We start from the raw sequence: 11,825 nt of genomic DNA, 5'->3' as shown, positions 1-11,825 counted from the left end.
TGGTGCGGCGCGCCTTCGAACCGGGGCGCGCCACTCATGGGCGAAGCAAGGAAACAGGTGTCCGGCGAGCAATTTCGAGAAGCGAGCCTGAGCGGGGCGAGTCATTGTGCGGACCTGAAAGCCCCGTCCGGCAAGCGTTTCGACGACCCGGACTCTGATGCGAAGTGAATTCTAATACAGGTGTGTATCTGAATGCAAAGGCGGATTTGTAAGCCCGGCGATGCTACACTGCGCGCATGAAACCAGTACGTCTCACCCGCGAGCAGAGCCGTGACCAGACGCGTCAGCGTCTGCTCGACGCTGCGCAGGCGGTATTCATGAAGAAGGGCTTCGGCGCGTCGAGCGTCGAGGACGTGGCCGCCGACGCGGGCTATACGCGCGGCGCGTTCTATTCGAACTTTTCGAGCAAGGCCGACCTGCTGCTCGAAGTGCTGAAGCGCGATCACGACACCATCATGCAGCGCCTGTCCACGATCTTCGAGGACGGCGAGGCCTCGCGCGCCGACATGGAAGCGCGCGTCCTCCAGTACTACAGCGAGTGCTACCAGAATAACGCGTGTTTTCTGCTGTGGGTCGAAGCGAAGCTGCACGCGAGCCGCGACCCGAAGTTCCGCGCGAGCTTCAACGCGCTGATGCGCGAGTTGCGCCAGAGGACGACGGATTACATCAAGGCGTTCTCGGAGCGCGCCGGCACGCCGCTCACGATGCCCGCCGAGCAGATGGCGCTCGGCCTGATCGCGCTCTGCGACGGCGTGCAGTTCTTCTACTCGTCGGACCCGCAATCGGTGCCTGGGCAGCTAGCCGAGGACGTGCTCGCGCAATTCTTCCGGCGCGTGGTGCTGGGCGGCGGCGCGGCCTGAAGCGTCTTCACAGGCCGACGCGCAGGCCAACGTAAAGGCCAACATAAAGGCGGCCGCAAAACAATTCCTGTTCAGGAAGGGCTTCATCGCCAAATGCATTGCGGATGGCATGCATGAATTCGATACGCTAATCTTGGCGCGAGAACCGAAGCGGCCGCGCCCGCAGTGTTTCGACTTCGTGCGCGATCTTGCGGATTGCAGCAATCCGGCGGCGATGAAGCCGACCGGCACATGCGCGTGCGCCGCATCGGCCTGACATTCTGGAGGGAATCTCCATGAGCGCACTCACGCGGCGCATCGAAGCGGGGCATGTCCTTTCGTACGCTCGTGCGTGGCTGGTCGCGCTCGGTCTTTTCATCGGCTGCGCGGCGTTCGTGCTGCCCGTGTCGGCCGCGCCCTTGCCCGCGGCAATGCAAAGCCTCATATCGACGTGGACGGCCGCCGGACCTCAGCCCGCCTCCGCGCCTTCGCCCGCGAGCCAGGCCGAAATGGTGCGTTCATTGAATAGCCTGATCAGCACGCTCGACAACGATGCGCAGCGCAGCGCGTTCGTCGAGCAATTGAAAGTGCTGCGCGACGCAACCGAGAAAGCCACGCCGATAACACCGCCGCCGCCAGCCAATGGCGATCTGCTCGGCGCGATCGCATCGGGCATCGCGTCGGTCGAAACCAATCTGAGCGAAGGGCTCTCGCCGCTGCGTTTCTGGGCGACGCGCGCGAGCGCGGCGGCGAGGGAGTTGCGAATCATCGCGAAGGGCGCGAACGGCGAGTCGCTCGGCGAGCTCATCGCCGGCATGGGCGCGACACTCGTGGGTTGGGGCGTGTGCGCATTCGTGCTGATCCGCGTCCAGCGGCACATCTTCGCGCGCTATGGCCGCGATGTCGCGCTCGCGCCGAATCCGACCTCGTTCGAACTGCTCGCGTTCGCGTTGCGGCAGACGGGGCCGTGGGTCATCGCGTTCTTCGCGGTGCTGCTCTTCGTGCGCGCGATGCCCGATGCGCTCGGCCGCACGCTCGGGCTCGTGATCGCATATGCGATCGTCGCGGGCTTCGTCTTCTCGGCGATCTGCCTGATCGTGTTTTCGGTGTTCAGCACGGCGCACCGTCGCGTCGCCGTGCAGCAGCTCCTGGCGCGCACGCTCTGGCCGCTCTTCGCGATAGGCGCCTGCGGCGCGCTCGGCGATGCCACCGCCAACGCCGACGTCACGCGTCAGCTCGGCCCGAATCTCGCGGGTCTGCTGTCCACCTTCGCGAACCTGGCCGCGGCGCTCCTGAGCGGCTATTTCGCGCTCGCTTACCGGCGGCCCGTCACGCATCTGATCCGCAACCGGCCCTATGCGCGCAGACGCGATCACAAGTTCGCGACGGAAGCGCTCGATATCCTCGCCTCGCTGTGGCATATCCCGATGCTGCTGATCGCGACGGCTTCCGTGGTCGCGATCATCGACGGGCGCGGCGCGGAAGGCGACGTGCTGCGCCCGTCGCTGCTGAGCGCGGTGCTGCTCGTGCTGACACTCTTCGTCTCCGCGCTGCTGCTGCATCTGACACGCCGCCGCGACACGCGCGCGCAGCGCCGCGCGCCGCATCTGATGCGGCTCGTGCGCTTCGGGTGCACGCTTTTCGTGCTGCTGATCTGGCTCGGGTATCTGCGCTTCGAGCTGGAACTATGGAGCGGGCCGATCGCGCGGCTCATCAAGCACAGCGCGATGACGCCGGGCTTCAGGCACGGGCTCATCGCGGTGCTCGCGACGGTGTTCGGCGCGTGGTTCATCTGGATCGTCATCGACACCATCATTCTCGAGGCGCTCGGCCCGAACAGCTCGCGCAACAAGGCGCTCAGTCCCGGCGTACGCGCCCGCACGATGTTGCCGCTCGTGCGCAACGCGGTCTTCGTGACGGTCGCGAGCATCGCGGCCATCGCCGCCGCCGCGAGTCTCGGCATCAATCTGACGCCGCTTCTGGCCGGCGCCGGCGTGATCGGTCTCGCGGTCGGCTTCGGGGCGAAGTCGCTCGTCACCGATCTGATCACGGGGCTTTTCATCATCGTCGAGGAGACGATCTCGGTCGGCGACTGGATCGATATCGACGGCGGTCATGCCGGCACCGTGATGGATCTCACGATCCGCACGGTCCGCCTGCGCGACGGACAAGGCGCGGTGCACACCATTCCGTTCTCGCAGATCAAGATCGTGAAGAACCTGTCGCGCGATTTCGCGAACGCGGTGTTCGAAGTCAGGGTGCCGTTCTCCGCGAAGATGGAGGACATCACGCGGATGATCACGGAAGTGGGCGCGGACCTGAGCGAAGACTTCCGCTTTCGCAACGAGATAATCGGTCCTGTCGAAGTGTGGGGGCTCGACCGCTTCGAAGCGAACTGCATCGTGGTGAAAGGGCAGATCAAGACGCGCCCGCTGCAGCAATGGAGCGTGGCGCGCGCCTTCAACGCGAGGCTCAAGCTCAAGCTGGACGAAGCTGGCATCGAGATGTTGTTGCCGCAGATGCATCTTCATACGTCGCCGCGGGACCGCGACGAGCGCGAGCAGGCGGAGAACCGGCGTGCAACGGATGGCGCCGTGCAGCCGGAACTCCGCGTGCTCAAGGAGTCGCCGTGATCAGAACGGCCACACCCATTCGGCGATTTCCGGATGGTCGGTGCCGTGCGTGTGCGCGTACTCCAGATGACGGATGATCGCGTTCTTCATGTCCTCCCTCAAATGCGCCGTTCTCGCCTGCAGGCGCGGCACGCGGTCGAGCACGTCGATCACGAGATTGAAGCGATCGACCTGATTGAGTATCGCGAGCTCGAGCGGCGTGTTGATGTTGCCTTTTTCCTTGTAGCCGCGCACGTGCAGATTCTCGTGATTGTGGAAGCGATAGGCGAGCTTGTGGATCAGCCACGGATAGCCGTGGAAGTTGAAGATCACGGGCTTGTCGAGCGTGAAGAGGCTGTCGAACTCGCGCGCGCTCGATCCGTGCGGATGCTCGGTCTCGGGCTGCATCTTGAAGAGATCGACCACGTTCACGAAGCGCAGCTTCAGCTCGGGCAGGCGCTCGCGCAGGATCGCGGCGGCGGCGAGCGCTTCCTGTGTCGCGACGTCGCCGCATGAAGCCAGCACGACATCGGGCTCCACGCCTTCATCGGTGCTGGCGCGCCGCCACACGCCCATGCCTTTCGCGCAATGGACGATCGCTTCGTCGATGGTCGCGAACTGCAAGTGCTTCTGCTTGTCCGCGACGATGATGTTGATGCAGTCGGTCGAGCGCAGGCACTGATCGGCCACGACGAGCAGCGTGTTGGCATCGGGCGGGAGGTACACGCGCGTGACCGACGGGCTCTTGTTCGTGACGAGATCGATGAAGCCCGGGTCCTGATGCGAGAAGCCGTTGTGATCCTGCCGCCAGACTGTCGATGACAACAGGATGGTCTCCGACGAAACCGACGCGCGCCACGGCACATGGTTCTTGCAGATGTCGAGCCATTTCGCATGCTGGTTGAACATCGAATCGATCACATGCGCGAAAGCCTCATACGTATGGAAAAAGCCGTGGCGTCCCGAAAGCAGATAGCCTTCGAGCCAGCCGAGCAGCGTGTGCTCCGAGAGCATTTCCATCACGCGGCCATCGCGTGAGAGCTCGCCGCCGTCCTCGTCTTCGGGAAGGTAATCGGCCATCCAGACTTTCTTGCTCACCTCGTAGATCGCCTGGAGGCGGTTCGATGCCGTTTCGTCGGGGCCGAATACGCGGAACCTGTCCATGTTGCAGCGCATGACGTCGCGCAGGAACTCGCCGAGCGGACGCGTGTTCTCATAGAGCGTTTTGCCCGCCGAGTGTCCGACATCCACGGCGTAGTCGCGGAAGTCGGGGAGCTTAAGCTCTTTGCGCAGCACGCCGCCGTTTGCATGAGGGTTCGCGCTCATGCGCCGCGTGCCCACCGGCGCGATTGCCCTGATCTCCTCACGCAGCCGGCCGGTTTCGTCGAAGAGCTCCTCGGGCTTGTAGCTCTGCAGCCAGCGCTCGAGCACCGCGAGATTGGCCGGATTGGTATGCACATCCGAGAACGGCACCTGATGCGCGCGCCACGAGCCTTCCACCTTGTGGCCGTTGATCTCCTTCGGCCCGGTCCACCCTTTCGGCGTGCGCAGCACGATCATCGGCCAGCGCGGACGTTCGGCGTCGCCGGCATCGCGCGCCTTCTCCCAGATCGCGCGAATCTCGCCGGTGGCGGCATCGAGCGTTTCCGCCATTTTCTGGTGCATCTCGGCGTGATCCGAGCCTTCGACGAAATACGGCCGATAACCATAGCCGACGAAGAGCGCCTCCAGCTCTTCGTGACTGATGCGCGAGAGTATCGTCGGATTGGCGATCTTGTAGCCGTTCAGGTTCAGGATCGGCAGCACGGCGCCGTCGCGCGCGGGATTGATGAACTTGTTCGAATGCCATGCCGTCGCGAGCGGACCGGTTTCCGCTTCGCCGTCCCCGACGACGCACGCGACGATGAGCCCGGGGTTGTCGAGCGCCGCGCCATAGGCATGAGACAGGCTGTAGCCGAGCTCGCCGCCTTCGTGAATGGACCCCGGCGTTTCCGGCGTCACGTGCGAACCGATATGACCGGGAAACGAGAACTGCTTGAAGAACTTCTGCATGCCCTCGGCGTCTTCGCTCTTGTCCGGATACACCTCCGAATACGTGCCTTCGAGATACGCGGGACCGAGCACGCCCGGCGCGCCGTGGCCCGGTCCGGCCATGAAGATCACGTCGATGTCGTCGCGCCTGATGATGCGGTTCAGATGCGCCCAAACGAACGACAGTGCCGGGCTCGCGCCCCAGTGGCCGAGCAGCCGTTGCTTCACGTGCCCGGCTTTCAGGGGCTCCTGCAACAACGGATTTTCGGCGAGAAAGATCATGCCCGCCGAGAGGTAATTGCACGCGCGCCACCATGCATCGACGAGGCGAAGTTCATCGCCTTCGAGAGCAGAAGAATGCGATGCGCCATCTTTCGAATGTTTGCTCATCACGACATCTCCTTTCAGTGAAGGTCCATCGGAAGGTCGGGGAAAATGCGACGCGCGCGGTATTGCGATGTCAGTACTTGATGTCTCGCGCTGCCTGACGCCCTTGCTGCTTCGTATCGCGCTTGTCATGTCTGCAACTGGCGTTGGATTTCTGATTCGCCGCGCGGCAATCCTGCTTCGTGTCTCGCGCATGCTGGCGCGTGTCCTGGCGCACGTCGCGTCCGGCGCGGCGTTGCTGGGCCTGTTCCGTCGCAAATGAAACACCGGGCGAGGCGCCGACGAGAATTGCAGCGGACAAGACTAAGGTTTGCAACGTGCGCATGAGCATGGCGTGAACTCCGGAGGGTGCGTGAGCAGATCAGATTGCTCTACAAGATAGTGGTTAAGCGGGCAGTTGTGAACAGCCTCGAACGATCGATCGGCGTTGTTTCGATTCACTGCACAATGCCTTGCAGCGATTCGCGAAGCGGAGCGTGCGGGCGACTATTTCCCCGATGGCATCATCGTCAGGAAATGCGTCGTCAAATGAATTAAAATACTTTAAGAACGCTGAGCTTCACTTGGACAGTAGCGTCTCGCAGGCATTCGATGACTCGCCATATCAGAAGATATTGGGTCGCCGGCATCGTGGCTTTTCTCGTCGGCAGCTTCGCATCAGCCAATGAACAAACTCGCATGATTCCCTTTCAGCGGGTCGCGGCGAATTTGCTCTTCTTTCCGTATCCGGTCGTCGTCTCGACCGCCAGCATCCACTCCGTCAGGCCGCGTCATGCGCGCTATGCCTTTCAAGGCACCATGGACGCGCTGGATGCCGTCACGCTGTCGAAATACGACAGGAACATCCATCCGGATCTGAGTGAGCTCGCCCGGGTCTATCCGCAGCCGTCTTCGCCGAATTCGGTTCCCGCGCCGGTCAGACCGCGCGACGACATCACGAGCGGCGAGGACGAATGGCATTTTTCCGCCAACCCGCAGCTCGGCGTGAATCATGAGCGCGAGAAGGGCATGACGTTCTCCGTGCGCCACGATTTCTGAGCGGGCGCTTCGTTGCGCGCTGTTGTCGCGCGCGAAATTTGAGGTTGCCGGTCGCCGATGCAGTCGCATAATGTGGGTGAAACACATCGCGTGAATTCCGACATCGATGGAGCCAGGCAAATGAACAAGTTGCTTATAACCGGCGCGACGACGATGTTCACGCTGGCTGGCGCGGCGCATGCCCAGAGCAGTGTTGCGCTGTACGGGCTGATCGACGCGGGCGTGACCTACACGAACAGCCAGATCAGCCCGACGACTGGCGCCGGCCACAGCAATTGGGAGCTGAAGAGCGGTCCTGTCCAGTACAGCCGTTGGGGATTGCGCGGCGCGGAAGATTTGGGCGGCGGACTGAAAGCCATCTTCAACCTGGAAAATGGCTTCAATCTGAACAACGGACAGAACACGTCGAGCAATCGCATCTTCAATCGACAGGCGTATGTCGGCCTGTCGAGCCGCGAATTCGGCACGCTCACATTCGGCCGTCAAACCGACGACATGGTCGACTTCGTGGGGCCGCTTTCGTTGACAGGCACGGAGTATGGCGGCACGCACTTCGCGCATCCGTTCGACATCGACAATCTCAACGATTCATTCCAGATCAACAATGCCGTGAAGTATCAAAGCCCGGAAATGGAGGGCTTCAGGCTCGGCGCGCTGTATGGCTTCTCGAATCAGGCGGGCGGTTTTTCGAATAACCGTGCTTACAGCATCGGCATATCGTATGTATGGGGGCCGCTCAACTTCGGCGCGGGCTTTCTTCAACTCAACAGCGACGCGCAGACGCCGGCACAGCTCAATTCGAATGGCGCCGTCACCGATACCTCAGGCTCATCGCTGCAGAGCGTGTTCACGTCGAACGCCGTCCCGCTGGGCGCGCTTTCGAGCCGTCAACAGACATGGGGCGCGGGCGTGAACTACGCATTCGGTCCGGCCGTGGCGGGATTCGTCTATACGCAGACCAACCTGACGCAGTTGTTCCAGACAGGACCGAGCACGCACTTCCAGAACTTTGAAGGCAACCTGCGTTATGCGCTCACGCCGGCGGTCGAGCTTTCTGCTGCCTACACGTATACGCGCGCGGGCAGCCTCACGGGCGGCGGCAATCCGCACTGGAACCAGGTCAGCGCGATGGCCGGCTACAGCTTCTCGCGGCGCACCGATGTCTACCTGCAGGGTGTGTGGCAGGGCGTGAGCGCGGGCAGCGGCTCGCCATTGGGCGTGGCTTGGATCAATGGCATCACCGCGCCGTCTTCGACGAGCAATCAGGTCGAGGCGACGGTGGGGCTGCGGCATCGCTTCTGAGCGGTGTATCGATCATTCGGATGGCGAAGTAATGGCGGACGGCGAAGCTGGGGGGCGTGTCAGCATTAATTTGGAAGAGGGGTGGTTGATCGCTATCGCCGAGTAGCCGAGCAAGGAGCCGCGTGGGCGGCCCTTGTTCGGTTCACTCTTCAGAGATTAAGTTTCTCAAATAGAAGCGGGTTTTTTGCCAAATAAAGCAAAGTGGCCCGTGAATCACTGCTAAAACGCGGCCAATCATCATGCACCGCCATCAGGCGACGTTCGACCGGATTGCTGGGATGCCACGACGGCATATCGCTCTTGACGCCTTTCAAGATAGGGCTCAAGAGCTTGCCGATTACACTGAAGTTACAAAGTCACAGAATTCCTAATGATATGAGCAGTCGGAGCACGTTCGATACATGCTGCGAAACGGCCGCGTTTCTAGAGAAGCGCAAGCCGGACTTCATGCATCGTCGATCAGGCGGCGGGCTGTGACGCGTGAGCAGCAGCGGGTTGCAGCATGAGCGCATCGGGCGTCGACGGGCGCTCCACACCGTTGTCACGTAGATGCCGGTACTTGCGGCCCCATCCCGTTACGGGTCGCGCATGTTCGTTCGTGCAGAAGTGCTCGAACTCGCGCCACGCTTCCTCGTAGTCGCCTTCTCGGGCGAGTTCGAATTGCTGTCCGGCGGTCGCGCACGACGCGAGATTCATGAACTGCTTCAGTATCGGCCGGCATGCGTGGCTGATGTATGTGTCCGCTTCCTCTCTAGGCCATTCGTTCGCCGCAATGAGCATCTGACGCCACGCGATGATCGTCTCGCGGCAGGCATCGCATTGCGCATTGCCGTGGATCAGCGCGCTCGCCTCCAGAACGGCGGTCGCGTGCTCCTCGAACTTCGAAAGCTTGATCCACGCCGCGCGGCCGAGGGAATGAGGCATGCCGTCGTCGCAGTCGATAAACACGCTAGCCGCATCCGTCGACGGCTCTACCTTCACAACAATGCCGCCCGCCTGAAGCATCACGCGCACGCCGAAATCGGCGACGAGCATCGCCAGGCGGCAGCCCCAGCGCATGCTCATGTCGTGCAGCCACGCTTCGTCGCAGGTTCGCTGCGCCGCGGCGATTTCCTCGCGCGCGTCGGCCAGCCATCGGCTTTGAGCTAGCCCATCTGTTCGGCTCATGGCGTCATCTCGATGCGAGCGGAATCACTAGCTTAACTCGTGCGATCAAAGCGTGGGTGACACCGAGCTATGGCCAACTTGCACTCGATTTTCGCCACGGCGTACGCGAATGACGCCGATGCACGTCACCGTAGCCGATCATCCGATCATTCGAAACGTGAAAGACGAGGGAACATGAAGACGCGAGCAGCCATCGCATGGGAAGCGGGCAAGCCATTGACGATCGAGGAAGTCGATCTCGAAGGCCCGCGCGCGGGTGAAGTGCTGATCGAGGTGAAGGCGACGGGCATCTGCCACACCGATTACTACACGCTGTCCGGCGCCGATCCGGAAGGCATCTTCCCGGCGATTCTCGGGCATGAAGGCGCGGGCGTGATCGTCGATGTCGGGCCGGGCGTCGGCACATTGAAAAAGGGCGATCACGTCATTCCGCTTTACACGCCGGAATGCCGCCAGTGCAAGTTCTGCCTGTCGCGCAAGACGAATCTCTGTCAGGCGATTCGCGCGACGCAGGGCAAGGGTTTGATGCCCGATGCGACGTCGCGCTTTTCGCTCGATGGCAAGCCGCTCTTTCATTACATGGGCACATCGACGTTTTCGAATTACATCGTCGTGCCTGAGATCGCGGTTGCGAAAGTGCGTGAGGACGCGCCGTTCGACAAGATCTGCTATATCGGCTGCGGCGTGACGACGGGCGTCGGTGCCGTCGTGTATTCGGCGAAGGTGGAAGCGGGGGCGAATGTCGTCGTGTTCGGTCTTGGCGGCATCGGGTTGAACGTGATTCAAGGCGCGAAGATGGTCGGCGCGGACAAGATCATTGGCGTCGATATCAATCCGGGGCGTGTCGAGCTCGCGAAGAAGTTCGGCATGACGCACTTCATCAACCCGAAGGAAGTGGAGAACGTCGTCGACCATATCGTGCAACTCACCGATGGCGGCGCGGATTACTCGTTCGAATGCGTCGGCAATGTGAAGCTGATGCGTCAGGCACTCGAATGCACGCACAAGGGCTGGGGGCAGTCGTTCATCATTGGCGTGGCGGCGGCGGGCGAAGAGATCAGCACGCGTCCGTTCCAGCTCGTCACGGGCCGTGAATGGAAAGGCTCGGCATTCGGCGGCGCGCGTGGCCGGACGGACGTGCCGAAAATCGTCGACTGGTACATGGAAGGCAAGATCAATATCGACGATCTGATCACGCATCATCTCAAGCTGGAGCAGATCAACGACGGCTTCGACCTCATGAAGAAGGGCGAGTCGATCCGTTCCGTCGTGATCTATTGATGCACCGTGCGCAAGGCGTTCAAGACGTTCATTCGCGGCCCACGCCGAAGCGCTCCCGATACGTCAACGGCGTAATGCCGAGCGCTTGCTGAAACGCTTTGCGCATGGCCTCATACGTCTTGAAGCCGCTGTTCGCGGCAATGGTCTTGGCGGGCAGATCGCCTTCCTCGAGCAGCCTGCGCGCGGCCTCGATGCGCGCGCGCGTCACGAATGTCGAGGGCGTCGTGCCGGTTTCGCGCTTGAACGAGCGATTGAAGCTGCGCACGCTCATCGACAGACGTTCCGCCATTTCGGCCGGCGATATATCGCGCCGAAGATTGGCGAGGATCCAGTCCTGCACGTCGCGGATGCCGGGATTATGGGTCGCCTGGCTGACGAGATGCGAGCTGAACTGCGACTGTCCGCCGGGGCGCTTGAGATAGACGACGAGGTCTCGCGCGACATCGAGCGCGAGGTCCAGCCCGAAGTCCTCTTCGACGAGCGCGAGCGCCAGGTCGATGCCCGCCGTCACGCCCGCCGATGTCCACAGATTCCCTTCGCGGATGAAGATGCAGTCGGCATCGACGCGAATGGCCGGATACTTCGCCCTCAATGCATCGGCGACGGCCCAGTGGGTAGTCGCGCGCTTGCCGTCGAGCAGGCCCGCGGCGGCGAGAAAGAACGCGCCGGAGCAGAGCGCGGCCGTGCGCTCCATGCGGTTCGCGGCGGCTTCGACCCATTGCACGATTTCCGGCGCATGGCCCACCGCTTCCTCGATTTGCCACGCGCCCACGATGATCGCCGTATGCGGCAGCGCGAGCGTATCGATGCGCTTTTCCGCCGTGAGCGACACGCCCGTGTCGGACATGATTTCGCCGCGCCGGATCGATGCGAGCTTGACATCGTATCGACCGGGAAGGCCGCGGCGTTCGAGATGAATGTTTGCGTAGGTAAAGACGCTGAGCGAGCCGATAGCTTCGAGCGCCTTGAAGCCGTCATAGATGACGATATCGACCGTCAAAGGCATGCGTGTTCCCTTCGTCATTCGTCCGCCGCATCGGGGCGCGCTCAGTTCCACCTTCACGCGGTTCATGCTCACGAGCGTCTGGAGGTGTTTCACGTTGTTGCTGGAAAAGAAGAGCTGCCGCGCGCCGAGTTCGTTTTGCGGCGTCTGCGCATTGCGCTGGAC

10 protein-coding genes are annotated in these 11,825 nt (G+C 62.2%); 5 read left to right on the top strand and 5 right to left on the bottom strand.

Annotated elements, in window-relative coordinates; all coding sequences use genetic code 11:
- Positions 1–236: 236 nt before the first annotated feature.
- Complete coding sequence (locus AC1Z32_RS31975) at positions 237–860, top strand: TetR/AcrR family transcriptional regulator (protein ID WP_483482831.1); 624 nt, start codon at positions 237–239, stop codon at positions 858–860.
- A 275-nt stretch (positions 861–1,135) separates the two neighbouring features.
- The gene (locus AC1Z32_RS31970; RefSeq protein WP_483482830.1) at positions 1,136–3,472 is read left to right on the top strand and encodes a mechanosensitive ion channel family protein; all 2,337 of its coding nucleotides are present in this window, start codon (positions 1,136–1,138) and stop codon (positions 3,470–3,472) included.
- Here AC1Z32_RS31970 and AC1Z32_RS31965 read toward each other — a convergent pair whose 3' ends face one another.
- Together AC1Z32_RS31965 and AC1Z32_RS31960 are read right to left on the bottom strand one after the other, a co-directional pair.
- On the bottom strand, positions 3,473–5,872 hold the full coding sequence (locus tag AC1Z32_RS31965; RefSeq protein WP_483482829.1) for a phosphoketolase family protein: 2,400 nt from the start codon (positions 5,870–5,872) through the stop codon (positions 3,473–3,475).
- Positions 5,873–5,942: 70 nt separating this feature from the next.
- Complete coding sequence (locus AC1Z32_RS31960; RefSeq protein ID WP_483483360.1) at positions 5,943–6,194, bottom strand: hypothetical protein; 252 nt, start codon at positions 6,192–6,194, stop codon at positions 5,943–5,945.
- A gap of 353 nt (positions 6,195–6,547) precedes the next feature.
- On the opposite strand from AC1Z32_RS31960, the gene AC1Z32_RS31955 reads away from it, so the two are divergent.
- A complete protein-coding gene (locus AC1Z32_RS31955) occupies positions 6,548–6,907 on the top strand; it encodes a hypothetical protein (RefSeq protein WP_483482828.1) in 360 nt (119 codons plus the stop codon).
- A 120-nt stretch (positions 6,908–7,027) separates the two neighbouring features.
- Positions 7,028–8,209, top strand: a complete 1,182-nt coding sequence (locus tag AC1Z32_RS31950; protein ID WP_483482827.1) for a porin — start codon at positions 7,028–7,030, stop codon at positions 8,207–8,209.
- A gap of 149 nt (positions 8,210–8,358) precedes the next feature.
- Here the strand turns inward: AC1Z32_RS31950 and AC1Z32_RS31945 are convergent, their stop codons facing one another.
- Positions 8,359–8,523, bottom strand: a complete 165-nt coding sequence (locus AC1Z32_RS31945) for a hypothetical protein (RefSeq protein ID WP_483482826.1) — start codon at positions 8,521–8,523, stop codon at positions 8,359–8,361.
- Positions 8,524–8,668: 145 nt separating this feature from the next.
- A complete protein-coding gene (locus tag AC1Z32_RS31940; protein WP_483482825.1) occupies positions 8,669–9,376 on the bottom strand; it encodes a hypothetical protein in 708 nt (235 codons plus the stop codon).
- A gap of 174 nt (positions 9,377–9,550) precedes the next feature.
- Between AC1Z32_RS31940 and AC1Z32_RS31935 the strand changes: the two genes are divergently transcribed.
- Entirely contained in the window at positions 9,551–10,657 is a 1,107-nt protein-coding gene (locus tag AC1Z32_RS31935) for an S-(hydroxymethyl)glutathione dehydrogenase/class III alcohol dehydrogenase (protein ID WP_483482824.1), read from the top strand.
- A gap of 28 nt (positions 10,658–10,685) precedes the next feature.
- Here the strand turns inward: AC1Z32_RS31935 and AC1Z32_RS31930 are convergent, their stop codons facing one another.
- Positions 10,686–11,663, bottom strand: a complete 978-nt coding sequence (locus AC1Z32_RS31930) for a GlxA family transcriptional regulator (protein ID WP_483483359.1) — start codon at positions 11,661–11,663, stop codon at positions 10,686–10,688.
- Positions 11,664–11,825 lie beyond the last annotated feature (162 nt).

Source organism: Caballeronia sp. 11_S32, assembly GCF_056930355.1.
The sequence above is the reverse complement of the archived record's forward strand: the minus strand, read 5'-3'. Positions and strand labels throughout refer to the sequence as shown.